Origin of the sequence: Blastopirellula sp. J2-11 (assembly GCF_024584705.1) — a bacterium.
Lineage (GTDB): Bacteria > Planctomycetota > Planctomycetia > Pirellulales > Pirellulaceae > Blastopirellula.
In genome coordinates this window covers 3422923-3449710 of record NZ_CP097384.1, presented here as the reverse complement: position 1 = coordinate 3449710, position 26788 = coordinate 3422923, and the positions used below count along the sequence as shown (strand labels likewise).

General features: G+C 56.3%; 20 protein-coding genes. 7 read left to right on the top strand and 13 right to left on the bottom strand.

What is annotated here, in order from left to right; genetic code table 11:
• Positions 1-136: 136 nt before the first annotated feature.
• The 3 genes from M4951_RS13710 to dnaG form a co-directional block, all read right to left on the bottom strand.
• Complete coding sequence (locus M4951_RS13710) at positions 137-850, bottom strand: zinc ribbon domain-containing protein (RefSeq protein ID WP_262022218.1); 714 nt, start codon at positions 848-850, stop codon at positions 137-139.
• Between the two features lie 149 nt (positions 851-999).
• Positions 1000-2673, bottom strand: coding sequence for a sigma-70 family RNA polymerase sigma factor (locus M4951_RS13705; RefSeq protein WP_262022217.1), 1674 nt, complete (start codon positions 2671-2673; stop codon positions 1000-1002).
• Between the two features lie 93 nt (positions 2674-2766).
• Positions 2767-4602, bottom strand: a complete 1836-nt coding sequence (gene dnaG / locus M4951_RS13700) for a DNA primase (RefSeq protein ID WP_262022216.1) — start codon at positions 4600-4602, stop codon at positions 2767-2769.
• A 276-nt stretch (positions 4603-4878) separates the two neighbouring features.
• Between dnaG and aat the strand changes: the two genes are divergently transcribed.
• Positions 4879-5586 carry a leucyl/phenylalanyl-tRNA--protein transferase gene (aat, locus tag M4951_RS13695; RefSeq protein ID WP_262022215.1) on the top strand — a complete coding sequence of 236 codons (708 nt, stop codon included), beginning with the start codon at positions 4879-4881 and terminating at the stop codon, positions 5584-5586.
• Positions 5587-6421: 835 nt separating this feature from the next.
• On the opposite strand, the gene M4951_RS13690 is transcribed toward aat, so the two are convergent.
• The 5 genes from M4951_RS13690 to M4951_RS13670 all read right to left on the bottom strand — a co-directional run bounded on the left by M4951_RS13690 (position 6422) and on the right by M4951_RS13670 (position 10905).
• Complete coding sequence (locus tag M4951_RS13690) at positions 6422-6826, bottom strand: hypothetical protein (protein WP_262022214.1); 405 nt, start codon at positions 6824-6826, stop codon at positions 6422-6424.
• A gap of 31 nt (positions 6827-6857) precedes the next feature.
• Complete coding sequence (locus tag M4951_RS13685) at positions 6858-7883, bottom strand: DUF1559 domain-containing protein (protein WP_262022213.1); 1026 nt, start codon at positions 7881-7883, stop codon at positions 6858-6860.
• Positions 7884-8123: 240 nt separating this feature from the next.
• On the bottom strand, positions 8124-9338 hold the full coding sequence (locus M4951_RS13680; RefSeq protein WP_262022212.1) for a CinA family nicotinamide mononucleotide deamidase-related protein: 1215 nt from the start codon (positions 9336-9338) through the stop codon (positions 8124-8126).
• A gap of 161 nt (positions 9339-9499) precedes the next feature.
• Positions 9500-9943: a DUF4198 domain-containing protein gene (locus M4951_RS13675; RefSeq protein ID WP_262022211.1), complete on the bottom strand. Its 444-nt coding sequence runs from the start codon at positions 9941-9943 to the stop codon at positions 9500-9502.
• Positions 9943-10905: a DUF1559 domain-containing protein gene (locus tag M4951_RS13670; RefSeq protein WP_262022210.1), complete on the bottom strand. Its 963-nt coding sequence runs from the start codon at positions 10903-10905 to the stop codon at positions 9943-9945. The genes M4951_RS13675 and M4951_RS13670 overlap by 1 nt, the downstream gene beginning before the upstream one ends.
• 776 nt (positions 10906-11681) lie before the next feature.
• Between M4951_RS13670 and M4951_RS13665 the strand changes: the two genes are divergently transcribed.
• Positions 11682-12512, top strand: coding sequence for a YkgJ family cysteine cluster protein (locus tag M4951_RS13665; protein WP_262022209.1), 831 nt, complete (start codon positions 11682-11684; stop codon positions 12510-12512).
• Between the two features lie 4 nt (positions 12513-12516).
• Here the strand turns inward: M4951_RS13665 and M4951_RS13660 are convergent, their stop codons facing one another.
• A complete protein-coding gene (locus M4951_RS13660; protein WP_262022208.1) occupies positions 12517-13440 on the bottom strand; it encodes a hydroxypyruvate isomerase family protein in 924 nt (307 codons plus the stop codon).
• Positions 13441-13609: 169 nt separating this feature from the next.
• On the opposite strand from M4951_RS13660, the gene murB reads away from it, so the two are divergent.
• Positions 13610-14488 (top strand): UDP-N-acetylmuramate dehydrogenase, encoded by an 879-nt coding sequence (gene murB, locus M4951_RS13655; protein ID WP_262022207.1) that lies wholly within the window; start codon positions 13610-13612, stop codon positions 14486-14488.
• A 218-nt stretch (positions 14489-14706) separates the two neighbouring features.
• On the top strand, positions 14707-15603 hold the full coding sequence (locus M4951_RS13650; protein WP_262022206.1) for a cell division protein FtsQ/DivIB: 897 nt from the start codon (positions 14707-14709) through the stop codon (positions 15601-15603).
• On the opposite strand, the gene M4951_RS13645 is transcribed toward M4951_RS13650, so the two are convergent.
• Complete coding sequence (locus tag M4951_RS13645; RefSeq protein ID WP_262022205.1) at positions 15600-17300, bottom strand: sialidase family protein; 1701 nt, start codon at positions 17298-17300, stop codon at positions 15600-15602. The two genes, M4951_RS13650 and M4951_RS13645, sit on opposite strands and share 4 nt — an antisense overlap.
• 244 nt (positions 17301-17544) lie before the next feature.
• On the opposite strand from M4951_RS13645, the gene M4951_RS13640 reads away from it, so the two are divergent.
• The 3 genes from M4951_RS13640 (at position 17545) to M4951_RS13625 (ending at position 20233) form a co-directional block, all read left to right on the top strand.
• Positions 17545-18606, top strand: a complete 1062-nt coding sequence (locus tag M4951_RS13640; protein ID WP_262022204.1) for a GntR family transcriptional regulator — start codon at positions 17545-17547, stop codon at positions 18604-18606.
• Positions 18607-18674: 68 nt separating this feature from the next.
• Entirely contained in the window at positions 18675-19682 is a 1008-nt protein-coding gene (locus M4951_RS13630; protein WP_315985729.1) for a DUF1559 domain-containing protein, read from the top strand.
• Between the two features lie 122 nt (positions 19683-19804).
• Complete coding sequence (locus M4951_RS13625; RefSeq protein WP_262022203.1) at positions 19805-20233, top strand: hypothetical protein; 429 nt, start codon at positions 19805-19807, stop codon at positions 20231-20233.
• A 72-nt stretch (positions 20234-20305) separates the two neighbouring features.
• On the opposite strand, the gene M4951_RS13620 is transcribed toward M4951_RS13625, so the two are convergent.
• The 3 genes from M4951_RS13620 to M4951_RS13610 all read right to left on the bottom strand — a co-directional run bounded on the left by M4951_RS13620 (position 20306) and on the right by M4951_RS13610 (position 26782).
• The gene (locus M4951_RS13620) at positions 20306-21772 is read right to left on the bottom strand and encodes a hypothetical protein (RefSeq protein ID WP_262022202.1); all 1467 of its coding nucleotides are present in this window, start codon (positions 21770-21772) and stop codon (positions 20306-20308) included.
• 32 nt (positions 21773-21804) lie between these two features.
• Positions 21805-24528, bottom strand: coding sequence for a PA14 domain-containing protein (locus M4951_RS13615; RefSeq protein ID WP_262022201.1), 2724 nt, complete (start codon positions 24526-24528; stop codon positions 21805-21807).
• A gap of 118 nt (positions 24529-24646) precedes the next feature.
• Positions 24647-26782, bottom strand: coding sequence for an ATP-binding protein (locus M4951_RS13610; protein WP_262022200.1), 2136 nt, complete (start codon positions 26780-26782; stop codon positions 24647-24649).
• Positions 26783-26788 lie beyond the last annotated feature (6 nt).

Below are 26788 nucleotides of genomic sequence, written 5' to 3'. Positions count from 1 at the left end.
CACTATTATCCGCAGTTCCGCATGAAGTGTAAAGAGAGCTTCACGTAAACTGCCGGAAGGCCTGTCTTCTTCCCAGGCCGAAAAGGCTCTGAGGCCCGTTAATCACTAGGAGGCCCGTTAATCACTAGGAGGCCCGTTAATCACTAGGAGGCAAGTAGAGCATTGCTCCACATGACGAACAATAGACAATTCGTCCCATTCTCAGATCTTGAAACGCCTGAGGTCGCATCGAGACGTAGCACTGTCCGCATTCTTCGCCGTCGACCGCGGCCAATGCGTCTTCGCCGCGGGCCTTGGTTAGTCGCTGATAGTCGGCTTTCAGCTCGGCCGGCAGTCGCGGTTCGACTTCGGCGAGCTCGGCTTGCGCTTTGGCGACTTGGCCTTCCAGGTCTTCGCGTTCCAGATCGGCGGCCGCTTGGACCTTCTTCAGCTCCTCTTCGCCGGCGGCGACATTCAGCTTTTCGCTTTCGGCATGCGCCGTCAGCTGATCAATCTTATCCAGCGCTTCGAGAACTTCATCAGCCAATACGCTGTTCGCCATCTCCGCCGCGGCAATCTGATCCTTCAAAATCTGATACTCTTCGTTCCCCTTCGCGGCGTTCATCTTGCCCTGCGTAACCTCGATCTTCGCTTCGCCTTCTTTCAGCTGAAGCTGTTTGCGATCGGCGGTCATCTTGGTCTTTTGAATCGCGTCTTGGGTCGCGGCGAGATTGCCTTCGATCGCCGCGAGTTTTTGGCGGGCCATCGACACTCTGGCGGGGCCGCGCTTAAGACGCGTTCTCAGTTCCGAGAGTTGCTGGTGGATGCGATGCAGCCGCGCCAGCGTTTCGCCATATTCATGAGCCGACATTGACGCAAACCTCGCCCGAGAAATGAAATCACACTCCTCAATGTTAGCACTCCCCCCAAAGTCCGAATACCGGAGCGCGCAAAAAAGCCGCCTGGCGAGCCAGGCGGCCAATGGACTGTTAGACATCCTCGTGGGGGAGTCCGCACAAATTAGTCGGCGGCGGCTCCGGCCAGAAAGCCCTCTAGTTGCTGACTGCGAACCGGATGTTGCAGTTTGCGAACCGCTTTGGCTTCGATTTGACGAACGCGTTCACGCGTCACTTTGAAAATTCGCCCCACTTCTTCCAGGGTGTAGGTATAGCCGTCCCCCAGGCCGTAGCGGAGCTTGATAATCTCTCGTTCACGATAGGTCAAAGTCTTGAGGAGACCTTGAATCCGATCGCGGAGGATCTGGTTGCTGGCGCTGCGAATCGGCGTCTCTTCATGGCTGTCCTCGATGAACTCGCCGAAGCTGCTGTCTTCGCTTTCGCCAATCGGGCGATCAAGACTGACCGGCTGGCGGCCGATGTCCATCACGCGGCGAACTTCTTCCAGGTCGATCTCGGCGCGACGCGCGATCTCGTCCATCGTCGGTTCGCGACGCAACTCTTGCAGCAAACGCTTCTGCACGTTTCGCAGCTTCGACAAGACGTCGATCATGTGAACCGGAATGCGAATGGTCCGCGCTTGATCGGCGATGGCGCGAGTGATCGCTTGGCGAATCCACCAGGTCGCGTACGTCGAAAACTTGAAACCGCGGCGATATTCGTACTTGTCGACGGCTCGCATCAGGCCGGTGTTGCCTTCCTGGATCAGATCCAGAAAGCTGAGCCCCCGATTGCGATACTTCTTGGCGATCGAAACGACCAACCGCAGGTTGCCGCTCGACAGTTCGCGTTTTACTTTTTCGTATTCGTCAAATTGACGACGATAACGTTCGCAACGCTGACGCAAACCGCGCGGACTTTCCAGCGTCAGGATCATCAGATCGCGCAGCTCTTGTCGCAGGTTCGCTCGCTCATCTTTGAACGACGACTGATCGCCGATCAGGTCCAAACGATTGCGAATCTGCTCCATACGGCTCGCGAAATCTTCCAGCTGCTTCATCACCGGTAGAACCCGACGCGTACGCAGGCTCATCTCTTCGACCAGCTGCAGACATTTTTGACGGCGGCGAATGAAGCGACGCTTCGCGGCGATTCGGTCTTCTCGCGAAGTTGATTTGCGGAGCAGCACTTTAAAATCGCGTTGGTTTTGATCCAGCAGATGATTCAGCGTCCGCAGGTTATGCGGCATGCGTGCCTGGATTTGTTCCTTGGTCAGTTGCTCGGTCAGCGAGACCTTGATCGTGCGGTCAAACGGCAATTCGCCGCGATGAACCTTGGTCAAGATTTCGACGGTCGTTCGCATCGCGAAATCGCAGGCCAACACCGAACGGCGGAATTGCTTGCGGGTGATTTCGATCTTCTTGGCGAGCGCGATCTCTTGATCTCGCGTTAGCAGCGGGATCGAAGCCATTTGCGACAGATACATCCGAATCGGATCATCGTTCGCCTTCGAGATTTCTTCGGGGACAAAAGTGTCGGTCCCTTCTTCGTCGTCGATCGCTTCACGAAATTCTTGGGGCGAAGGAGCTCGCGACGTCGGTGCGTCGTCAAAGTCGTCCTCCGGCGCGCTGGTCACCAACTCGATCCCTTTTTGCTCTAGTTCGGTCAAAAGCTTATCCAGCTTCTCCGGACTACTCGCTTCATCGGGCAGATAGTTGTTGACTTCGTCGTAGGTGAGATAACCCTGGGTCTTGCCGCGCTCCATGAGCGCAATCAAATCCTGATCACAAAATTCCACGTGAAAAGCCTCCTTGCCTTTCAAGTTCATCAGGTTGTATGCCGTCTAATCTGCGTGCGGGCGCCGATTGGACTAAGCAATAGCTCGACAGTTCTACCCGTCCGTGGGAGAAACGATTCCCTGTCGATTTCGTTGTCGTTCAATCATTTGCTGCAGGACATCTAGTTCTTCCTGCGGTTGCAAATTCTTCTGTTCGAGAGCGGCGACGCTATCGCGTCCCTCTCGGTCTTCATAGCGGCGTTTAAAGTCCGCGATGATCGTTTTCAGCAGCGTTTCCGGATCGACAATTTTCTTCGCCGCCGCCAGCTCGTCGAGTTCCACCAACAAGCCTTTGAGCGATTCCGATTCGATCTGCGAAAGCAACTGATTAAATTCGACCGGCGAGCCGTCATGGCAAGCCGATATAAATGTTTGATAAAGCTGAACAGCCGCCGCGCTGCTCATCTCGTCGACGCCGATTTCATCGGCCGCCAATATGGTCAAGTCAGGCTGGCAAGCGAGTACTTCGAGAAAATTTCGATCGTACGGATCCAAGTCAGCGGCACGTAATTTGGTCGATTCGTCCGCTTGTTCGGTCGGCCTGACCGATGCGTTGGTCGCGCGACGAAGCGAGGAAAGTCGTTTCCGTAGTTCCAGCTCGTCGACTTCAAATTTGCGGGCCAAGCGAGCCAAAAATTGATGTTCTCGCAAGCGAACGTCCGACCCGGTGTCGTCGCGCAAACGAGGCGCTCGGGCCAAGGTCGAGAGCAAGCTTTCGAGCGCTTCATTCGCTTTGTGCAAATCGCGCCGGACGTCGACGCCGGCTGTGGTGATTCGCAGTTTGTGTTCAAGTGCGTCGACCGAGGTATCCAACGCGGCGTAAAACGCGTCGACCCCGCGCTGTTGCACAAAGTCGCAAGGATCAAGTTGATCGGGCAGCGTGACGATTCGCAGGTCGGCTTGCTCTGATACGAACAGTTCCAGGATTTCGTTCGTTCGTCGTTGGCCAGCTTCATCGCCGTCAAGCAGCAGATAAATTCGATCGGCGTAGCGGCGAAGCAGATGGATATGACGTTCGCCCAGAGCCGTTCCCAGTACGGCGACTACATTCTTGATGCCGGCCTGCTGCAGCGCGATCACATCGGTATAACCTTCAACCACAATCGCCGAACGGGACTCGACGATGGCGTCCCGCGCCAAATCAAGCGCGTAGAGATTGTCGCTCTTCGAGAAAAGCTTGGTTTCGGGCGAATTGACGTACTTGGCCGCTTTGACATCGGTGTTTTGCGGCAGAATACGGCCGCCAAAGCCGATCGTGCGTCCTTGAACGTCATGAATCGGGAAGATCACGCGTCCCTTGAAGCGATCGTACGGTTTGCCCGAAGTGCTGCTGCGGCCGATCAGGCCGACATTTTCGAGGACAGCGGCCGAAAACTGGGTCGAATAGGCTTGATCGACGAGCCATTGCCACTGATCGGGAGCATATCCCAAATGGAAACGGTTGACCGAATCTTGGGAAACGCCGCGATCATGAAAATAACGTCGCGCGGCGTCCGCATCGTGTGAATGGGCGAGATTTTTCTGAAAAAGCCGCTCGGCCCAGGCAGCGGCCGCAAAGAGCGTCTTTTTGTCGTTCGGTGATCCGGGCTGGGTCGGCGCCGCTTTGGTCAGAGAAATATTGGCTCGATCGGCCAGCAACTCCAGCGCTTCGCGGAAGTCGATTCCTTCGCGACGCATCACAAAGCTGAAGATGTCGCCGCCGATTCCGCAGACCCAACAGCGCCAAGATTGGCGGTCTGGGTTGACCTGCAAACTGGGGCGAGTGTCGTTGTGCCAAGGGCAAAGAGCAAGATAGATGCGACCCTGGCGCGTCAGCGGCATGTAACCGCCCATCACATCCGCAATATCGGATGCTTGGCGTACTAGCTCGCGTGAGTCGTCCAGTGGCACTTTGAAATCCTTTCAGGGACATTTCGTCCCGCGGCGTCGGCTGTTTTCGGCCCGTTTTTGATGCAGCTCCGTGCTGATCAAAAGCGACGTAAGTCGGTCGCCGTCTTCGCCTTCCATGGCGAGTGGAGGCAATTTATGCTTTTTGGCGATTCCGAGTCAAGTTCATCGTGGCCGCTGCCGACAGGTTTTTTGATATCGACTGCCGATTGCTCTTAAGTCTATTGTCCAGCACAATTTGGAAAGAACAAGACCTTCGCGGAAACCACGGAACGGAAGATGCCGCCCAAGTTTTTTCCCCCAGCTGATTCGGCCGACGAGCAAGGGCTCGTGATGGTCGGCGGAGATTTATCGGCCGAGCGCCTGTTAGACGCCTATCGCCATGGGATTTTCCCCTGGCCGATGTGGGATGATTGGCTGCCGATGACTTGGTTCTCCCTCGATCCCCGCGCGATCATCGAGTTGAACGACTTGCACGTTTCGCGTCGTTTGGCCCGAACGCTGCGCAGCGGTCAATTTACCGCGACCTGCGATCGGGCCTTTCCGGACGTGATGCGGGGATGCTCGCGCCGCCGCAAAGGAGGCGATGGGACCTGGATTACGCCTCATTTATTCAAAGCCTTCTGCAATTTGCATGAAGAGGGGCACGCACATAGCGTGGAAGTCTGGCAAGGCGAAGAACTGGCCGGCGGCATCTACGGGATCGCCGTCGGCGGACTCTTCGCCGGCGAATCGATGTTTCATAACGTCACCGACGCATCCAAGGTAGCGCTAGCGACATTGGTCGCCCATCTCAATGTACGCGGCTATCATCTCTTCGATATTCAACAATGGACCCCGCACACCGGCAGCATGGGCGCTTACGAAATCCCGCGTCACGTCTATCTAAAACGACTAGCCGACGCCGTCCGCTACCCCGTCACCTTCGGCGCAGATCTAGCGGTCGAAGTCGCCGACGTTCCGCAGTTGCTGGCAAATCTCGAATAACCTTCTACCGTAGAGTGGGTGGAGCAAGTGCGCACGATTCCACCACCCAGATCCAGCCGAATTCGCTTGCGCAACCCACCTCTTGGTAGCCCGGCCCGGACTGCTCTGTATTTGTCCGCCAGGTTGGACACTGGGCTGGACCGGACTGCTCTGTTTTTTGTCCGATGGGTTTGGACCGGACCGTTTCTTTGAAGCTCGTTGCGATTTTTCAAACCCCGCGAACACTAGCCAGAGGCGCAAGCCGATGGATTGCGTCTGGCGACTTCTATCCGCGTCGGAATCGTCGACCCCATTCCATCGGCTTGCACCTCTGGCTAATGTTTCATTCGACCTGCGGGCTGCGAGACTTCGTGACTGGTTTCACAATGTGGACCGGACCGCGACGTTTTTTTCGGGTTGGACCATCGGACCGGATAGCGACCATGAAATCGCCCTCTCCGTGATCGCAAGGCCGTGGTAAGTGCGTGCCCCAAAATAGGCAGCCAAGCGCGCAGCAAACTTTCCTCCTGATGTTGCCAGGAAGGGAAAATGTCTCGCCAGCGCACCTGCTTGCCCGTGAGATTTATCAAAACATACTAATTAAATGGTGAGACTTTGTCAAGTCTTGGCGCGCAGCCAGAAGGGCATGGTAACACCATAGCCCCCTTTCGCTTTGCGAAAGGGGGCTATGAGTTGCTGTACTGCAAAGAGGTTTTCGCCAATAGTCGTTGGCGTAATAAAACCAGCGCCTGCTTCGCGGGTGGCGATACTTGTTTCCGCATGCACGCGGCAATGGACTTCTGGGCAGGACGACGGATGAGATTTGGCGCGGCGCCGGTGCGATTATCGTTGGGAACTAGTCGGGCTCGCGTCCTTCGCGAACCTCTTTGTAAGTGACCGAACCGGGCAACTGCTCGACTTGAGCCGCCAGCTCGTCCAGTTCTTTGGGTGTGACGCCTTCAGCGGCTCTGGCGATCGCCGCTTCAAGCTGGTCGTATTGTTGCTCGTACCCCGTCACGTAGGCGGGGCTTCTGCCTCCCAGGTTTTCCAAGAGCGTATCGGCATGGTGCAGGGTTGGGCTTTTTTTCCGTTGGGTCTGCTGAATTGCCTTGAACACTTGGGTCCGAAACTCGTCGCCGAAGCGTTTGATGTTCTCCGCTTTTTGTTCCGCCGTCAGTGCGGGAGGGCCCGTATTGCAGCCAAGCAGTGAAGCGGCGGTGACCAGCAATAAGGCGGAAATGGCGAATAATCGGTTTGTCATGTTGGGGTAACTGTTTGTTTTCATGATTGGTTTAGAAGTCTGAAATCACCTCTCCGTCAGCAATCGCAATCATCCGGAAAAGCATTTGCTTATCGCCGGTCTCGGAAAGAAAGCGAACCGAACCGTCTCCGAAGACGCTCATCGCGCCGCCGGGATGCCGGCTTCGCATCAGGATATTGGCGAACTCGGAGCGCGTGTCAACGCACGAGAGTTGAGAATCGTCGACGACCGAATTGTCGCAGTAGCCGGGGTAATCCTTGTTATCATTTCCCGCAATGCGAGCATCGGTATTGATGCCGCCGTGATCAGAGGCAGTGAATGGATTTTGGGTGGAGTCGCCGTTGAGGGCGAAAAGGCTTCCGGACGGATGGGCCCACGCGCCGCGAGAATCCCCTTCTTGGATCGTCCCCTTGCTGCACTTCAAGATTTCGCCGACCAGGATCGTGTTGGATGTTCCATCGGTGATGTCGCGGAACTTGGCGCCGTATTGGTAACGAGGATTGAAGGAGCCGCGAAAGAAGGGATCTCCCCAGTCCCGACGGTTGTAGGTGTCGTCGGTGTTTACGGCCGCAGCGTAGTTCCCTTTCGAACAGTTGTGGCTGTCTTGCGTAAAGTTGAGGGAACTGGAATCACTGGGACAAACGAAACCGGTGACCTCGACTTGCGTGACGACCTCGTTGTCGGCCACGACCGAACTGAAGTCGTACTGCGCGTGCAAGTTCGCTTGTTCCAGAAAGGGAAGCAACATGGTCGCCCATGTAGCGGTCCAATAGTCCTCACGAGGAAACTCGTCGGCGTCATGAGCAGAGGCCGTAATGTCACCTTCCGAGGCCAAACAAATAGCGCCCGGCGGCAACGTTTTGAAGGTGTCGACGTAGTTGTGCATCGCGAGCCCAATCTGCTTTAGATTATTGCTGCAATGCATCCGCCGAGCGGCTTCACGCGCTTGCTGGACAGCCGGAAGGAGCAGCCCAATCAATACGCCGATAATCGCGATGACCACAAGCAGTTCAACAAGTGTGAAACCTAAGTTTCTTGAAGCGGGGCTGGAACGCATGACAAGGAGACTCCGAAAGGGGTTATTAGGGCGTATGTTACTGAGAATCTGGTAATCGTCCGTTTGAACTAAGTAATCGGTGATATTAGTCAAAAAATCGGAGCCATAGAGGTCTCTATTTATAAAACACTAAAAAATGATATCGTTGCAAATTGGGCGGTTTCCTGCCCAATTTGCGATGGCCTTGCTCTAGTCATCGCTACTATCGCAGAGAGAAAGGGAACTATTTTTCCCGCAGCGTTATGAAGCTTTTGATAGTAGACGCCGGCGCAACAGATCGAGCGCTTGCTTCGCGGCTCTGGGGCGATGAATCTCGGGGTGCCCTAGGGTTTGCGATGAATCGCTGATTACGCCGGCCAGGTCGGCGATGGCGAAGCTGTAGGCGCCGGCTTGGTTGATGGGGCCGATCGCCAGGCCAAAGTCGGCTTGAAATTCGGCGCGGATTTTTTCTGCGGCGCGCTCGATCAGCGTGACCGGATCGTCGGTCGCTTCGCTGACATATTGGGTGACGCTGGCGAAGCTTGGTGCGATTCGTCCGCCGACAAAGTATTCGTTGGCGGGTGACGCTTCCGAGAGGGAAAAAGCGATCATGCCGGCGGTCGCCGACTCGAAGCAGGCGACCGATTGATGCGCCTCGGCCAGCAAGCGTCCGACCGCGTCTTGGAGTTCGTCGCCGGCTTCGCCAAAGACGAGGGGACCGAGGGTTGTGCGGATCTCATCGAGCGTCGGTTGAGCTTTCGCCAAGCATTCCGCTTCATCTTTGCCGCTGGTGGTCACCCGCAGCGTGATTGTCGCCTGGTGGACGGTGATGCCGACTTGCGGGTCGCGTCCGCGGCGAATCATGTCAGGCAACATCGCTTCCAAGCGACTCTCGCCGACGCCAAAACATTTTAGTTCAAAGTGGCGAATGAGGTTCACCGGCAAGCCTGACTCGCCAGCGATGGCCGCTTTGACCGTTGCTTGCCACATCTCTTTCAGCTCGATCGGTACGCCCGGCAAGGCGAACAGCCGCACGCTGCGTCCTTTGCGCTGGATCGTGAGGTAAATCCCCGGCGCGGTGCCGTTGGGATTGGGGATCACAACACTGCCGGTCGGAAAAAGGGCCTGAACGCGGTTCTTTTCAGGCATGGGGAAGCCGCGCGACGCGAATCGCCGCTCGATATGCGCAAGACTCTCGGGATCCAACTGCAGCTCTAATCCAAACGCCGCGGCGATCGCTTCGCGCGTCAGATCATCGGCAGTCGGGCCGAGTCCTCCGCTGACCAGGATGATCTCGGCTCTCTCGGCGGCGATTTGCAGGCAGCGGATCAGCGGTTCTAGATCGTCGGCGGCGGTCGTGTGAAAGCGGGTCGGAATTCCTAGATTCCCCAGTTCCTGACTGAGCCACTGCGAGTTGGTGTCTAGGCGTTGGCCGCTGGTTAGTTCGTCGCCGATCGCCACGATTTCTGCGTGCATGAGGAAGTGTCCGGAATGGATTCGTAGTGGGGGCAAGTCAAAGTTTCCGCTGGCTGGTCTCGTCTGACAAGTCGACAAGACCAGCGCAGCGATAACTTTTGAGCTGCTCCGCGACGAAGATTCGGCGGATCGCTTCCATTTTTTCAGAGCCAGAAGGGCTCTTATTTGCTGTCGAGAGCGAAGTGGGCTTCGTCGGTTCCGTGATTGGGAACGTCAAAGGTCAGCGTATCGCCTTGCCAGTAACGAGCCGGTAGGTATTCCTTTTTGAGGACAACCCGTGGGTTCTCTTCGTCCCGGACTTCGCCGCAAATCGAGATCTTGTGGCTTCCGGCGACGGCGCCTGATTCGCCATACGGAGTCGCGAGTTCAAAGCGTCCCTGATCGTCGGTGATGCAGTACGACATTGGACCGACAATCGCGCTTTTTCCGTCCCCTTGGGGCGAAAAGATCACGCGCGCCGTCGAAAGCGGTTCTCCGTCGAGCGTGACGGTTCCAGAGACCGGAACACAGGCGAACGGATCGCGGCTGCATCCCGTTAGGCACAACGCCAGCACGATCAAGCCGCAGGCATGCGTGCCGGAAAGTGGGGTTCGTAATTCTTGCATTACCATTCTCCCACCACTTGGCCGTCGGAGCGTTTCGCCAAAGCGGCCACGGTTTCCCAGGAAGTGTTTTCGCTGAGGAAATGAACCGAACCATCCACCATGGTGACATTCACGCCGCCGGGGTGTTGGCTGCTGGCGACATCGCCCACCAAGGCTTTTCCGCTAGGAGCATTGATCGGCGCGTTGGTCGCATTGGTCGCGTCGCCGGCAAAGAAGCAGTGATTGTGACAGTACGAGCCGCCGGTGGTGATTTTTGGCGCGCCAATCCAGATCGCGCCGCCCCAGGGACTGGAGGATGACAGAGAAGACTTACGCACGCCGTCCCGTTCGGAAAAGTAAATGACGTTCGAAGTCCCATCGGTAAAATCTCGAAACCGAAAATTGCTGTGCAAGCTGGATGCGCCATCGCCCAAGGTGACGCCGCTGGGAAGCGCGACGCCGGTTCCGATATTGGCGACATAGTTGGATTTGGCCATCCGCTCTTCGTCGGGGATGTCGCCGCTGGGAAGATAGAATTGGTCAAAGTAATACGGATTGATCAGCGGACTTGGGTCCGAGGCGCAGTGATAGGCGGAGATGGTGTGTTGCGCGTCCGCAGGAGTCCAGACTGGAACCGATCGCAGCTCATCATAAATCGCGGTTTGTTCGAGGAACGGGAGAATGAACGTGCCCCAGCCATAACCATTCGCCCAAACGCTGGGCGAAAACCAGGATGTTTTGGCGCCTGCGGTGGCGGCCGGATCTGGATGCAACAGTCCCGGCGGAAAGACGCGATGCGTATCGTGATAGTTGTGGACCGCTAAGCCAAGCTGCTTCATGTTGTTGGTGCAACTCATGCGGCGAGCTGCTTCGCGGGCCTGTTGCACGGCCGGCAAGAGGAGGGCGATTAAGACGCCGATAATTGCAATCACGACAAGCAATTCGACCAGGGTAAAGCCCTGACGTTTGACTGAGGATAACATTCGTACGCTCCGAGATATTTGCGGCGGGTAGAAGGAAAGGATGGGGCCGTCTAACAATTCACGAAAAAAAATGGGCGTTTTCGTGGCTTTTAATTTAACGAACGCACTAAAAATCGGGATGTCACCAATGGCGCAGAAAACATATGACCAAAAGCGCAAAGTCTTAAACAGTAAGCCGATGCGTTCGTAACTCCGCCAGCATTTCGCTTGTTCTGAAGCAATCGAGATCAAGTTCACCCGGCTCGTTCCGCTTCTTTTCTTGTGCAACGAACGGCTTCTCACTTTGATCTTGTCGCCAGAGAGTCGTCTCCAAAATGAATTTGCACTGAGGGATAGAGCGCTTTTCAGCAAGCTGAACAAAGAGTCCCCTGTCGTCTAGCTTCTCCCCCAAAATCAGCCGCACGGCGTTAGCCGCGGTTTTTGTCTCCAATTTTCCGTCGACAAAGAGTTCCTGTCAGAAACCGCGGCTAACGCCGTGCGGCTGATGTCGATACGTGCCGCGCAGCACCGTCTTCACTTTCAATCGTTGGAAAATCAAAATGGGTCAGCTAGCAGGAAACCGCTCTAGCCCAATTTCCGTCAGCTTGTCATGCCTGACAAGCCGAAAGCACGACCTGACCGGCAAACTTGCGGAAATTCCTACCGCATGCAGAGAGGATCGCGAATCCACTGCTTCGATCGCTAATTTGTCCCTCACGATGGCCCTGATTGCCGAAGCTTATCGGTAGTGATCATGTAGCACCGCAAAATTCTCTCCCTCCTCTGAAGCGACTCGCATGAGTTCTCTGGTTCAAGAAATTCAATCTGGTGGCGACGCTCGCCGCGCGTTTGACGCGGCGGTTGCTCGCGTCAAGGGTGAGCTTCCTCAACTAATCGCCGATCTGAAACAGGGAGAGTCGCTGGACGTAATCGACACGCTGCGCGGCTTGCAGCCCGATCCGCTGACCGAGAATCTGACGGCGCCTCTGCGCGCGTGTCGCCAGGGTTGTTCGGCCTGTTGTTTTACGGTTGCGATTGACGTCACTCCGCTCGAAGCGATCGCAGCGGCCGAGTATATCTCTCAGTGTCTGTCGCAGGAGCAGGTCGCCGCAATTCAGGAACGTCTTGAAAAGTTGACGCTGCGCCGCGCGATGATGACGCGTGAAGAAATCGCAACCAAGCGTCTAGGTTGCGGACTGTTGGGGGGAGACGGCGCTTGTATGGTCTACCCGGCGCGACCGTTGGTTTGCGCCGGCGTCCATTCCTTTAATCAAGACGCCTGCGAAACCGCGGCGGAGTCGATCGCGACCGACCAGGTGGATGGACGGATCCCGATCGATCGAGCGGCGAAAGCGGCGACGATGGGAGTCTCCGGCACGCTGCAGCGCGCTTTGGTCGATCAAGGTCTCGACGGTAATCTGTACGAGCTAAACTCGGCCGTTCTTTGTGCGCTCAACGCTCCTAACGCTTGGAGTCGTTACCTGGCGAAAGAAGACATTTTCGCGTCGGCGCTGTGCACCGAGGCGCACTCTTGGCCGCGAAACGCGCGAACTGACGCTCCGCATACCAATGTTGTCGCGAAGCCGAATTTCTTGAAGCGCGCGCGTCAACGGTCACGCCGCCGATAACGTCTTAGACGTCGCAAAGTTGCACGGCCGCTTCCAGCGAAGCGATCATGTCTTTGTTCTTCGGAATGAATTCTTGGCCGACGTATCCGGTGTAGCCGGTAGCGACGATCGCTTTCATGATGGCCGGATAGTTCAGCTCTTGCTGGTCGTCCAACTCGTTGCGGCCGGGGACGCCTGCGGTGTGATAGTGGCCGATGTAGTCTTGGTACTGGCCAATCCGCGTAATCACGTCTCCTTGCATGATCTGCGTATGGTAGATGTCGAACAAGATTTTTAGCCGCGGCGATGCGACGGCGTCGCAAACGTCGACCGCCCATTCGATCGTATCGCACTGATAACCGGGATGCCCTTTCATGTGGACATCCACGCGGGTGTTGAGCGGTTCGATGCAGATGTTGACTCCCCGCTTTTCGGCCAGACCCATGATCGTCTTGAGCCCGGCGACCATGTTTCGTTTTCCTTCTTCATCGGTCAGCTGGCCGCGCATCCCGCTAAAGGTGATGACAGCCGGAAACTGCGCGTCGGCGGTTGCGTTGATGGCCGAGGTCATTTTTTCTCGGCAGAATTCGTGATTGGCGACGTCATTCCAGCCTTTCACAAATCCATGCGAGCTGGTCAATGCGCAGATGAGGCCATGCTTTTTCAAAATGGGGAAATCGACCGGCTGCACCAATTCGATCGATTTCATCCCCAGGCGAACCGCATGCGGCGCCAACTCTTCCAGCTTCATCGGGTTAAAGCACCACGGCACGATCGACTGATTGATTCGGCCATTTTTTACGCCGACAGTCGATTTCACCTCTTCGGCCAGGACCTTACCACCCACCGAAGATGCGGCGGCGCCGGCGACTGTACCGGCGACGGCGGCGGCCAGCATAGAGCGGCGAGAATAGCGGGATTGCGGATCGTCACTGGAGGGGGAATTCATGGGCGATGTCCGATGGCGGGTTTCGTGGCGAATGTATTTAGCGTAAACCGTTGCCCGGTGCGGTGCAATTGCGGGGCGTCACCGACATTGTCAACGACGCCGCAGCCCGGTTTAATGGACCGCTGGAAAGATGATGGCGGAGCGCTAGCAAGCTAAGGAACGACTTCACATGGATTTTTGCCAAGGTTTTGAGCATTTTGTACGCACGCAAGAGCCGCTGGCCTCGTACGCTTGGCTGCGAATCGGCGGTGCGGCGGAATACTTTGCTGAACCCAATAACGTGACGGAACTTGCCGCTCTGCTCAAGCGTTGTCGCGAGCAGGACAAGCCGGTCCGCTTGCTCGGCGGCGGGTCGAACCTGTTGATCCGTGACGAGGCGCTCACAGGCGTCGTCGTCCGTTTGAGTCATCCTTCGTTCTCCAGCATTGATGTCAACGACGCTGTTGTGCAGTGCGGCGGAGGCGCTCGCTTGGCTAATGTGGTCTCGACGACGGTCGGTCTCGGCCTGGCCGGCCTCGAATCGCTGGTCGGCATCCCCGGCACCATCGGCGGCGCATTGCGAGGAAATGCAGGCAACAACGGTGAAGACGTGGGGCGCTGGGCGACCACCATCGACGTGATGACGGCGGAAGGCGAAATTCGGAAATGCGGCGCCGGCGAGCTCCGGTTTTCGTATCGCGAGAGCAATTTGGACGAATTTGTGATCCTTGGCGCCGCGCTGAAGCTCGAAAAAGGGGACGCCGCCGAATTGACCCGGCGAATGCAAAAACAGTGGATCGTCAAGCGAGCCGCTGAGCCGCTGCCGGAGCAAAACATTTCGATCCTCTTTCGGAATCCGGCTGACGTCAGTGCTGCTAGCTTGATCGAGCAGGCCGGCCTGCGTGACGCGTCGGTCGGTGCGGTTCGGCTGTCAGATCGCAACGCCAACTTTGTGGTTGCGGCCGCCGGCGCTAAAGCAACCGATGTGCTGCAGTTGATGGAATTGGTCCGCAGCCGGGTGCATGAAGTCTTCGGGATTGAGCTGAAAAATGGCGTCACCATTTGGTAACGTCAGACTGCCGGTTGGCGATCGAATCCGAACGATCGCCAACTCAGCGGCGATCTGCTTTAAGGGGAACGCTTCCTCCGTTAGATTCTCGTCTGGATGATCTAATGTTCGTGAGACCGGAAGGCCGATCACAAGACTAAGGTTCGATTGGTAGGCGCGTTTGCGCCGGCCAGAACTGAAGGGCCAGTCTTTTCTCTACGAGCAGGGAGCAACTAGGGGTGAATCGTCCATCGCGAAACGCCGCGCCTACGCGATTTGGTCTTGCCGATCCGCTGGGGCGCCAGCTTTGGATTTGCGCCTTGATGGTGATCCTCTTCATTGGGGGCGCCTACGCGCTGTCTCAGTCAATCAAGTCGCAGACCGATGACAAGCTCTATTTAGTGACGAAAGAGCGGATTTCTTTCTCAACGCCGCCCAATTGGATAGGCGAAGGCGTGCTGCAGCAAATCGCGGACGTTCTTTTTGTAGATGAGAAGCCGTTCGACATTCGTGACCGCGATCTGACTAAGCGAATCGCTACGGCAGTGGAAGAGGCCGAAAACCCTTGGGTCCAATCGGTCGTGCGCGTCGTCAAGTATTACCCGACCAAGATTCTGGTCGATATCCAATACCGCCGCCCTGTGGCGATGGTCGAAGTCAAAATGAAAATTGATGACGCCGATTGGGGTTTGATCCCGGTCGACAGCCAAGGGGTGATTTTGCCGGGTCGCGGCAACGGGTTTCTTGAAGCGAATCGAAAAAACTTCCCTCGTATCAATCTCGGGGGCGCCGCTCCGGATGGAACCAAGAAGCCCGGCAACGAGTGGGGAGACGTTCGCATCACCGAAGCGGCGCGCATCGCCGACGCGCTGGGAAGCGTCTGGTCGCGATTGAATTTCCATCGAATTGTGGCCGCATCTTCTGAAGATGGCCGCAATCTTTATGAGCTGCACACGACCGAAGGATCGCATCTGATTTGGGGAAGCGCCCCCGGCGCTGAACGCACGCATGAGAACAGCGCCGCGCAAAAAATCGGGATGCTGTTGGCGCTGCAAGAATCGCAGATCGCCGCCGGTGCGGTCGATCTGCGTACGCCGGCCGAGCTAACGTCGACAACGGCGCCGGCTGCTCGCTAGCCGCCAGTTCGGCTTTTCCCGACCGGTGTCGGTTTCCGTTCGTTCGCTCTGCGATCGGTTTCCGAAATCTGAAAGCGAACGGAGACGACGGAGTTCTTTTCGTTCGGTCGAAGCTGGACGTAGGTGGTCGCCACGAAAGTTCCATCCGGCAGTTGTTCCAGCCCTGGATAGCCCGTGTCGCGCGGATAACCGCGATGTTCCAAAAGTTGAGCGCGATACTGACCAGGTCGACCGTTCAAGATATCGTCATACGTTCCGACCCAAGCCGCGAAATGCCCGTAACTAGGGCTCTTGGGGGCAACATCGCGAAAGACCAACACCAATCGGCCATCCTCCGTATATCGCGCACAATGGCGATCTCCGGTCAGGGCCGCATTCACCTCTTGCGGATTCGACCACGTTTGTCCTTCGTCGTCGCTTGTCATGACCAGCGAATTCAAACGTCGAGCGTTTTCTCGCATGATGCACATCAGCTGTTTCCCGTTGGGTGAACGCAGCAACAGCGGTTCGCACGGGTTGGCCCCGGCGACGGCCGCGATCATCCGTTCGTTGCCCCAGGTTAATCCGCCATCGGAGGAAGTCGCTTGCCAAATCTGCAAAGGGGGCTGGTCCTTATCCCCGGCTCCGCGATGATAAACGGCCAGATGACGCTGACCGTTTTCAATCGGGAGAATCGTGATCGGGGCGACAATACAGTGCAGTCCGTTGGGCTGCATCGGCGTCCAAGTTTGGCCGTCGTCCAGGCTCATGGATTGTTGCATCTTGCCATGCCCGGCGAAGACGAACAGGCGGGCGGTTCCCTCGGAATCGACTAACCGCTGCAGGCACGGACAATTGCGAACCTTGCTCCAATTGTCAGGCGTGTCGATGAGCGGACTCCAGGTTTTGCCCCCATCCGTGCTTTTCTTCAACGGGCCGCAGGCGCCGCCATGGTTAAGGGTCCAGGCGGCGAAGAGGGTCTGCCCATCCGGCATCAAGAGCGTGGTTGGATGTCCTTGATAGACGTCCGCCGTCCCCGCCGCGACGACAACCTGGCGATCGGTTTCGTTTTCCAAGTGCAACGTTGGAATCGTGACTTCATCCGACTGCTGAGGCGAGAGCCAGGTCCCTTGGCTGAGTTCTCCGGAAAGCGTGAAGCTTTCGACCGTCATCTTCGCGCGCAGTGGTCGCAGACCAACATTGCCCAGCGGACTCTGAAGCGTCGTTTCGTAGACCTGCTTGTCATCGATGGAGATCCGTAGGCGCCCATCTCGGGATTCCAGTTTCCAGAGAAAGGGGCGTCCTGGTTCGAGGTATTTATGGGCGGATTCGAGGTATTTCGTGATCCCGCCAAACAACGGGCCTTGCACGAACATGCGTTGCTGGTCGCCATCGAATCCAAATTGACTGCCGGGGCCAAGCGAGATCGACGCCGCCGTGTGATTGAGCTCGTTCAGGGTTAGCCGAATCTGGATCTCCGCATCCTTGCTTAACAGCGATTGGTTCGCCCAGGCAACATTGGCGACACCGGTTCCCACGAGTCCTTGCGGGGTGGTTTTCCAGGTCGCGCCGTCAAAACTTAGATCTTGTGCAACTCCACTACGCACGGCATAGAGCGTTTCGGCCGCCGTTAGATCGGCGGGGCGCCACGCTATCCAGAGCAAAGCAAGCGTTGCGAAACGCAATGACCTGGAAGGAGATTTGATAAGGCTGTGCATTGCGTTCGTCCTGCGACATGGAGCCGTGAGAGCCAGAAGTCGATACCGCGAAACGCGTTCGAAATCGTCGTCTCGTTTGCATCCGTTGAAGGGGGGATTGACGGTTAATGGGGCTTCATTTGAATTAAAAGCCACCTTAACGTGGCCGAGAAGTAATTTCAATAACAACAGAAATAATTTTCTAGTGTTTGGAAATATATATTGCAATTTCTGATGGCGGCGTTAGTTTAAACCTATGGAAAGCATGAAAATCCCCCGCGTAATTCAGTTATCGGAACAGATCCTGGCCGATATTTCCGGCCGAGGCTTGGAGCCGGGCGACCCTTATTTGGGGACAGCCGACGCGGCGCGGATGCTAGGCGTCAGCACCACCGCAGCGAATCGAGCGATGCAGATTTTAGTGCAGCGGAATGTTCTCAATCGCCGGCAGAGGCGGGGGACGTTTGTCGCGGAAGGTCTCCATGCCAAGGTGAATCGAGCCATCGATCGGGTTCATTTGGTGGTAAATAAATCGTATCTCTCGACGGAAGGTCTGATGGCCGATGGGGTCATCGTTGGTATTCGCAGCGTGCTGCCGGACGCAGAAATTGAATTCAATCACCTCCCCGGCAGCGACGACTTTGATTGGGTGAATGACTTGATCGCGAAGTCGGCCCGTTCGCCACAGCCGGAAGGTTTCATCCTGGCTCGATCTTCATTGACATCACAACGCTTATTTGAAGCGAGCGGATTTCCCACGGTGATTTTCGGTTCCCGTTTTCCTTCCATTCATACGTTGCCTTCGGTCGATCGAGACCAAGTTCAGGCCGGAAAGCTGCTCATTACCGCGTTGTTCCAAGCAGGCGTGCGCAAGATGGGCGTCTTGATGCGGAGCCAAGTGTTGCCGGGGGACCATTCCTTTATGGATTCCATCTGGAACACGGCCTCTGAGCTGGGAATGCACCCCAATGACTTGACGATACGCTTCCTGCCCGCCGACGAACTGGCGATTCAGCATGCTACGCATGAATTGACGCACACGCATCAGGCGACTGGATTTATTTGCCGGTCACAGCCGATCGCCGAAACGGCTGCAAAATCAGTGCGGCAGTCCAAAAACGCCAGCATTCGAAATATTCCGATCGTGCTCTCCGATGTCTACAGTCGAAATCAGGCCAAGTTGCCTTGGCCATCGATTCGGACGGTCGATTCTTCGGAATCGATCGGCTCGCAACTTGCTGAGCTGCTCATCGAGCAAGCCCAAGGTGATATTCCTGAAACGGTCGTCCGCCGTTTATCGGTCAAACTATGTGAGCCTACCGCCTAACGGTCGCTTGCAACGACTAAATTTCTATTCCTATTCGATCATCCATCTACTGTTTTAGAGACAATGTTATGAAAAAGCGAAGTGGATTTACGCTGGTGGAACTCCTGGTGGTCATTGCGATTATCGGCGTCTTGATCGCGCTGCTCTTGCCAGCTGTGCAACAAGCGCGCGAAGCGGCGCGACGGATGCAATGCACGAACAATCTGAAGCAAATTGGTCTCGGATTGCACAACTATCACGATACATTTCTGGTATTTCCCTACGGGGGAACGCTTCCCAATACGGTGAACTGGGGAGATGGACCAAGTACCGGCGCGTCGGTCTACAACTGGCGAGGATTTCTGCTCCCTTTCATCGAACAGGGCGCGATATACGATCAGATGAAGGCGGAAATGGGATCGTCGGGCGTATTTATCGCTGGAGCAGGAAGTAGTGCCTGGGCTACGAAAGCGGAAGGCTTGTCGGCCGTAAAGACAACGATCTCTGGTTTTCAATGCCCCAGCGATTCTGGCGCATCTCTGACTTCGACCACCAGTCCCTGGACGAATACGCCCAAGTACTCAGGTCCGATGTCCAATTATTTCGGCTGTGCGGGGCCTGCGGCGACAGGTTCGACCACGACCGCTACAAGCCCCTGTGCTCTGACTACAGGCTGTACGATTGTGGGCGCGTCGAACGATCATAATGGCGCTAGCGGGAAAACGGCCCCTGGACTGTTTGTGATGCGAGCCAGCGCCATCCGACTTCGGGATGTAACGGACGGAACCTCCAATACCCTTGCCGTTGGAGAAGAACGCACCACTGCGAAGGACGGCAACATCTGGCAGTTGGGGCACTGGATGGAAGGCTTCTCGCTAGGATCGACCATTAAAAGTATCAACAGCGACACGCGAACCGCGGCATACGGAGCATCGTTGGCAAGCTATTACGACCGGAGCTTTAGCAGCCTGCATCCCGGCGGCGCCTTGTTCCTCTCTACGGACGGGTCTTGTCGCTTCCTGGGCGAGACGCTCGATATCATCACGTTCAACCGGTTAGGCACCAAAGGTGGTGGCGAAACGCTTGGTGACTACTAACGAGCGGGCCCTGATGGCGATGGTTGCAAGTAGAGCCTGTCCATGTTGGCTGGTTCAAAAAAGTTTCTGATTCTTCCTCCCGCAGCTTTGGTCCGGGACTTTATTACACAACAGGTTCTCTTATGTGGTATCTACAAAATTTCTTGGCGATCATGCTGGCGGCATCGCTTTTGTCGGGCTGTTCGGAAGATGCTGGACCTAAGCAGGTTCCCGTCTCAGGCGCTATCGAGTACAACGGCCAACCGGTGACCACCGGCACGGTTGGGTTTTCTCCCGTAGAAACCACGCAAGGCAAAGCGGTGAGCGCGGACTTGGTCGATGGCCGTTACGAGACTCGACCTGATCAGGGGTTGGAAGTCGGGCGATATAAGGTCGTCGTTGTCGCCATGGAGGCGATCAGCGAGGGAGTTGATCCCGCGAGCGTTTCATCCACTCCTAAGGCGTCGCAACTTATTCCAACCAAGTATTCGCGTGCGGAAACGTCGGACTTGGAAATCAACATCACCGACTCGGACTCGCATGTTGAAAAGGACTTCAAGTTGACCAACTAGCAGGGGATGGCGAAGACCATCCAGGCAATCAAGCAGTGTAGGTCAGGCCTTGGCCTGACCTACACTGCTTGATTACTTCTTTGGGATCTGATTCAGCGTGTAGTAGGCGACGTCGTGCCACAGTTTTTCGCCTGTGGCGCTGCGCACGCCGGGGGAGTGCAACTCGTGGACGTGTCCCTTCTGCAAGCCGTCGATGTAAAGCCGCACCGTCTTGTCGTTGATCTTTTCGATCCGCGTGATCTTCGGTTCGGTGTGATCGACCTCAGGGCTGCCGTAGCTTTCTTGGTAGATGTAGGTGTAGGTGGTCAGTTTGTATGAGTCGGGCGACGTGGCCGACTTCGCATCGCAGGCGGTGGTGAACGTCAATTCGAAGCCATTGGGCTGGGCCTGCATCTCTTTGATTTCAAACGGGGTCACGCCGGTCCACTCGATCCGTTCCAACGAATAGGGGGCGGAGCCGCGCGAACCCCAGCCGCGGTTGGTGCCGCCTACAAACAGGCTGCCAGAGTCGCTCATCAACAGCGGCAGCGTGCCGGAAGCGATTCCGTCGAGAAATGGGAAGCAAACCCCTTGGTAACGTCCGTTTACCTGTTCCATATAGACGCGCATCACGGTGCTGTGCGACTGATCGCCGACGAGCATCTGACCTGCGAACGGCCCAAACTTGCCGCCAGAGCGATCGAGTTCGACGCCGCTGGCTGACTTGCCCATCTTGTCGTAGGGAAAAAGAACAGCGGCGGGGAGATACTCGGGGATTTTCTCCGCTTCGATATGGAAGCGGCTGCCGCTCTCGGGCGTCTGCGGCGCGGGCCCCATGTTGGGCGCTTGATCGTACCAACGATTGCCGCCGGGGTGCCCTACAAATTTGCCGGGCTCCAAATGTTTCAGGCCGCAGGTTCCATTCCAGGGCCCTTGATTGTCGGTGTAAAAAACATCGCCGTTGGCGTTGATGCCGATGCCGCCGGGACTGCGAATCCCGCTCACCGTTGGGATCACTTCGCCAGCGGCCGAAATTCGGAAGCACCAGCCGCGGAAGGGGACCTGACTCGAGAATGATCCGGTCAGACAGAGCGGCGCCCAAATGTAACCATCTTTGTCGAACTTCGATCCGAACGCATATTCGTGATAATCGCCGTTGATTTCCCATGGCACGGCGACCGTCTCAAACAGGTCGGCGCGTCCATCTCCATTTTCATCTTTCAAGCGGGAGATCTCGCAGCGCTGCGTGGCATAGAGCCAACCGTCGCGATAAGCGATTCCAAGCACTTCGTGCAGGCCGCTGGCGAACTGTTTAAATTTCGATTCTTTCGCCGGATCGGCCGAGAAAGGATGGGTCACCATGTAGATGTCGCCGCGCCGCGTCGATACGGCGAGTTCGCCGTTGGGCATGAAATCGAGACCGCCGGCTTCCAGCACGATATCTGCGGGGATCTCGAAGGTCGTGGTTTTATAGTATTTGCTTTGCTCGTCCGACTGGGCGGTTGCGCTGCTCGTGCCTAGACAACTAACTGCCAACAGCGTGAGAATAAGGTGTCGCATGGGGGGATGACTCGCGGTGAGATGGCTGGTGGTTACCAAGCGTAAGTTTGACGAATGGTCGCTTCGCCATCTTGGAAACGGATCGGAATTAGCAAATCATGTTGGTTGGAACGAACGATGGCATCGCCTGGCGATAGTTGAATCGTCAGCTGTTGGTTGATTTTGTAGCGACCATCGCCCAGATCTTGAATATCGCCGGTGGCGGCTCGGTAATAGAGCGGCGCTGTCGGCTTGCCGACAAAGCGGATCGTGCGCGTAATGGTCGGAAAGTCGTCGCTTTTGTTCACTTCGTAGAAGTCGCTTACATCGACGTTGTCGTACCGATAACGAAACGTGGGACGGCGGATGTCGTCCAAGTGATAACCTTTGAATTGGATCCCCAGCGGTTTAGCGTTTCCTGGGGGCCAATCGTCCGTTTCTGACGCAAGCGCGAAAAAGTCAGGTCCGCTGGCGAACTTATAAACGTTGTCTCCCAGCGGCGGTTGGAACCCTTGTCCGCGACCGCTCCAATGTCGAGCAGCGTCCATGAAGGCGCCTTGCCAGATCAGAGCGAGACGCATTTCGTTGGCGTCGATCGCCAGGTTGCCATGTTCGGCGTAACCCACGCCGATGGCGCGAGTGCCCGCGCCTTCGATAAAGTTGCGATACATGATCGCGTCACCGTAGGAGGCCAATTCGATCGCCTGACCGCCGACGCCAAACGGTTTCGCCGCGCGGGTTCCATCGTTCAGATATTGCCAAATCGCTTCGATTTGTTGCTCCGTATCGCCGTCCAAAATCTTCTTCATCACCGATTGACCATTGGGCCACGCCGTCGGCATCCGCGTGCCGGGACGATAACCGGGCGGATTGACCACATAACGATGGAACCAGGTGTGATCGAGACGCTTGGTCATCAACGTCATGTCGATCCCTTGGACGCCGGAGGCTTTGACGCCGTCAAACGTATGGCACTTAATGCAACCAAAGACCTTATCTCCCACCATGTGACGGCCGATCGCTTTGATGTGAGCCGGCGTATCATCAATCACGACCTCCATTGCGGGAAGCGAATCGAGTTGCTCGAATGGATCCTTCAATTTTCCGACGTTGCGTCCCCCAAACTTGGGCATCCGCGTCGTCATGTAGGGACGATCTTTGGCGCCGTCTTTCAAGATGTGAGCGAGCCAGTCCGCTTTCAGTTTTCCGCCCACTCCGTTGAGATGCGGAGGAATGCGTCCTTCGTCTCCCATCTCTTGCTGGGTGGTTGCAAAGAAGGGATTGCGGGCCTCTTCGACACCGCCGATCTCGTTACGTGCGTGACACGCATAGCAGTTCATCTGCGTCATCGTGCGTTGGATCGTCAGCTCTGGCGACGTTTCTTCCTGGGGCAATTTCTGCAGCGCCGCGCGGATCGCCGATTTCTGCTGGGCGGTCAGATGGTAGTCCGCCGATTTGGGGGAGGGAGTCTCGGCCAGACAACCGGCTGTCAGATTCAAATCCAAGAGCGGTTTGGCGGCGAATGTCGGGGGCGGCAAATTTTTCTCAGCGCTGGCATGACAACTGGCGCAGCCGGCTTTGGCGAACCATTGTTTTCCCTGTTCGATCAAAGCGGGATCGGCTTCGAAAGGAGGTTCTTCGCCGGCTTGGGCTTTAGCATCGTTCAGCGAGAGTTCTGCAAAGACTTCGCGACGAGAGATTTTCGGACCGCGATATTCGACCGCCAACGAGGTCTGTCCCCCGCCGTCAAAATATTGAACCACGATCGAATGCTTGCCGGCCGACAGGTGAACCTTGCCGTTGCGAGTCGATTCCGGATGAATTCCATCGTTGCTCACAACTTCCTGCCCATCGATCAAGAGGCGACTTCCATCGTCCGAGATCAGATAAAATTCGTATTCCCCTTCACGCGGCGCTGCAAACAAACCTTCGAATTGAATGGCGTAGTTGTTCTGACGGTCGGCGACCGAGAGCGAAAATCCGTCGACTTCGCCCGAGGTTTTCGGTTCGAGCTTCGCAAAGTCCGGCAGTTCTTTGAGATTTACTTCATAGTACTTGTATCGCAGGTTCGCCGGAAAAGAGGGATCGAGATCGGGCAATAAAAACTGAGCAATCGCCGTCGCATCTTCACCGCGAAGATTCAAACTAGGCATGCGTCCTGAATGACGAACCTGAAGCGGGTCTTGTAAGAACGAAGCCAGCGAACCGACGGAGTATTTTTTCGCAAGATCTCCTAGCGGCTTGGAGGTCGCCAGCGATTCTCCATGGCCGGGGTCCGGATTGTGACAACCGACGCATCCAACCTGTTGAAAGAGCGTTTTGCCTGGAGCGATCAACGCTTCGCGCCGCCGCGTTTCGCGAAAGCTGCCGGTCGACGCAAGAAAGTGGGTCAGAGATTCAATCGCTTGAGCACGCTCCGTTTCGGTGAGATCACGCAGCGGCTGCGGCATGGTTGTGCCTGGCTTGGCGCCGTGCACGTTGGACAAATATTCGGCAAAGTAACTCGGGCGAACGCGTGCTCCAACGTTAGAAAGATCTGGCGCCGTTTTGCTGGCAAGGGCGACGCGCGTCTGTTCATTCGTCGGATGACAAGCGACGCAATTCAGCTCGCTTACGAGAAGTCGTCCACCTGCAACGTCGTCAGCGGCAGCTGCGGCGTAAAAGCGTTCGTAGGCAGGAATCACCGGCGAAGTTGGTTGTTCGGCACGAAGGATCCCAGCGGACCAGGCCGACAGCAGGATCAAGAGGGACCGTGAGCGGGTGTTGCCGTGAAACATAGGCTGTCACAACTCGTCGAGGGAAGGCAAGCGCGGGGAGGCAGGGGGAAGGATGTCGCCTATTTCATCCAGCTTGCGCTGGGTTGTCAACTATTTGCAGGCGAACTGCCAAAAAAAACTAAGCGCTCTCAGAGAGTTGCGCGTTCAAGTCTTGTTGCAGCTGCGCGATAGAGATCTCTAAGTCATGGAGAATTGCCGCGGTTCGATCGTTAGAGAGCACAAGATCTTCGCGATCGAGCTGCGCAAGCAAGCTGGTCGCTTCGCGACGATCAAAGTAGACGAGCATTCCTCGCAGACGATGCGCTAGGAATACGACGCGGCGCTGGTCTTGGTCTTGATAGGCCTGGCGAAGATCGTTCATCGCGGCGGGAGAATGTTCGAGGAAGAGCGCAATCAGCTTCTGTCGCAGGCTGTCGGTGATCTCAAGCGGCGTGTGCTTCGAGGCGGGCGTCTGCGCCAGACAAATTCGCAACTCGTCAAATCCGATCGGTTTGGTAAGAAACTTGTTGACGCCGGCTTTGATGGCTGACGTCTTGTAAGAGGTGACCGCATGGGCAGTGACGGCGACCAACGAAAGATCATCGACTTCAAACTTTTGTCGAATCTGATGCGCCACAGCGAGCCCCGAAATGTCTGGCAGCTCAAGATCCAACAGGACCACGTCGTACGAAGAAAGTTCGATTGCTTGCAGCGCTGATCGTCCGTCACTGGCGAAGTCAGCGACCAGACCTAGCTTGTCGAGCATCTCTTGGAGGACAAGTTGATTCGCTTCGATGTCTTCCACAACCAGGATTTTGAGATTCGGATCAGGGTTCGCCATCCTCACTGCGGGGACTTCGTCCGATATCGCGTCACTCTTGTTGAGTCGGAGTTCTAAGCAAAACTGACTGCCAACGCCGACCTGACTGGTGACGGTCAGGCGTCCTCCTAACTCTCCGGCGAGTCGTTTCGAGATATGCAGGCCTAGTCCTACGCCGCGTTGCGAATTCGAAGCATTGCCGAGTTGAGAAAAAGCGTCGAAAATACGCTCCAGTTGATCTTCGGGAATGCCTGGACCGGAATCTTTTACGGCGATGCAAGCGGTGATCGTCTGTTCGTCTTGGGCGGTTACCGTCGCTTCGACAGCGGTAAATCCGACCTCGACAAACTTCAGCGCGTTTTGGATCAAGTTTGTCAGGATCTGGCGCGTCCGGAGTTCATCGCCGAGCACGATGACTTCCAGAGCCGGGTCGATCTTGATCGGAAATTGGATTCCCTTCTGTTGTGCCTGCAGCGCAAACATTTCTTGCGTGCGGCGCACGAGTGACGCCAAGTGAAAGGGCTCGGCGGTCACCGGTTTTCTCGCGTCAATTTCAAGGCGGCTGACATCGAGCAAATCGTTGAGCAGAGACATCAAGGAACGAGCCGAATCGTTGACGACGAGCGCCTGGCGTCGTTGTCGTTCATCTTGAATCGATTCGGTCAGCGATTGCGACAATCCCAGGATCGCGTTCATCGGGGTGCGAATCTCGTGGCTCATCTTGGCGAGAAAGTCGGTCTTCACGCGATTCGCTTCTTCCGCTTTCACTTTCGCGGATTGCAGTTGCTCGGTCATCTGCGTTTGCGTGTCGAGATTGCGGCGTATTTCTCTTACCGCTGGTCGGAAAATGAAGAAGCCCTCGAGCAACAAGACGAAGAGGGTCAGGCCGAGCAGCAGCGATTCGATCCGTCGCAGTCGTGCGACGCGCAGTGAAGCTTCTTTGTCATACTGAAAGACGATTCGATCCATGCCGCTGAGATACGGCTGTTCATGCCGCATGATGTTCTCGACCGACTGCGCGACGTTTGGTGCGTCGCTTGGCGATTCTAAGAGTTGTTGTGAGGAAGTTTGAATTTCACGAAAATCGTCTTCGATCGCGACGAACATTGTTTGCACGGTGGGACTGTTGGCGCCGCCGGTGTCTTGCGCTGCGCCACGGTCGAGCAACTGTTGATGCGATTCTTTCCAGAGGTCTAGACTTTCCCGCAACTGTTGCAACGCTTCCGACTGATTGTCTGGCTGATCGCGCAGCACCAAGGCCGATTTGGCGATTCGTTGACTAAGCATCCGTTGTCGACCGGCGATATTAACAAGGGTCGAGTCCCCTTGCTGACGGTCAATTGATTGCTGAACGAGAACTTGGCCAGAGATGGAAAGGAGCGCGACGATGCTAAGCGCCGCGATATAGAGCATCGTCAAACGACGCGTCGAAGCGGAGAAGGAGGGGGTAGGCATGCAGGC

Coding starts and splice junctions, on each gene's coding strand:
- M4951_RS13685 (WP_262022213.1), bottom strand. CDS start 7,883: ATGCGTTCCAGCCCCGCTTCAAGAAACTTAGGTTTCACACTTGTTGAA.
- M4951_RS13690 (WP_262022214.1), bottom strand. CDS start 6,826: ATGACAAACCGATTATTCGCCATTTCCGCCTTATTGCTGGTCACCGCC.
- M4951_RS13625 (WP_262022203.1), top strand. CDS start 19,805: ATGTGGTATCTACAAAATTTCTTGGCGATCATGCTGGCGGCATCGCTT.
- M4951_RS13645 (WP_262022205.1), bottom strand. CDS start 17,300: ATGCACAGCCTTATCAAATCTCCTTCCAGGTCATTGCGTTTCGCAACG.
- M4951_RS13660 (WP_262022208.1), bottom strand. CDS start 13,440: ATGAATTCCCCCTCCAGTGACGATCCGCAATCCCGCTATTCTCGCCGC.
- M4951_RS13630 (WP_315985729.1), top strand. CDS start 18,675: ATGAAAAAGCGAAGTGGATTTACGCTGGTGGAACTCCTGGTGGTCATT.
- aat (WP_262022215.1), top strand. CDS start 4,879: ATGCCGCCCAAGTTTTTTCCCCCAGCTGATTCGGCCGACGAGCAAGGG.
- M4951_RS13680 (WP_262022212.1), bottom strand. CDS start 9,338: ATGCACGCAGAAATCGTGGCGATCGGCGACGAACTAACCAGCGGCCAA.
- murB (WP_262022207.1), top strand. CDS start 13,610: ATGGATTTTTGCCAAGGTTTTGAGCATTTTGTACGCACGCAAGAGCCG.
- M4951_RS13665 (WP_262022209.1), top strand. CDS start 11,682: ATGAGTTCTCTGGTTCAAGAAATTCAATCTGGTGGCGACGCTCGCCGC.
- M4951_RS13710 (WP_262022218.1), bottom strand. CDS start 850: ATGTCGGCTCATGAATATGGCGAAACGCTGGCGCGGCTGCATCGCATC.
- M4951_RS13620 (WP_262022202.1), bottom strand. CDS start 21,772: ATGCGACACCTTATTCTCACGCTGTTGGCAGTTAGTTGTCTAGGCACG.
- M4951_RS13640 (WP_262022204.1), top strand. CDS start 17,545: ATGAAAATCCCCCGCGTAATTCAGTTATCGGAACAGATCCTGGCCGAT.
- M4951_RS13615 (WP_262022201.1), bottom strand. CDS start 24,528: ATGTTTCACGGCAACACCCGCTCACGGTCCCTCTTGATCCTGCTGTCG.
- M4951_RS13670 (WP_262022210.1), bottom strand. CDS start 10,905: ATGTTATCCTCAGTCAAACGTCAGGGCTTTACCCTGGTCGAATTGCTT.
- M4951_RS13610 (WP_262022200.1), bottom strand. CDS start 26,782: ATGCCTACCCCCTCCTTCTCCGCTTCGACGCGTCGTTTGACGATGCTC.
- M4951_RS13675 (WP_262022211.1), bottom strand. CDS start 9,943: ATGCAAGAATTACGAACCCCACTTTCCGGCACGCATGCCTGCGGCTTG.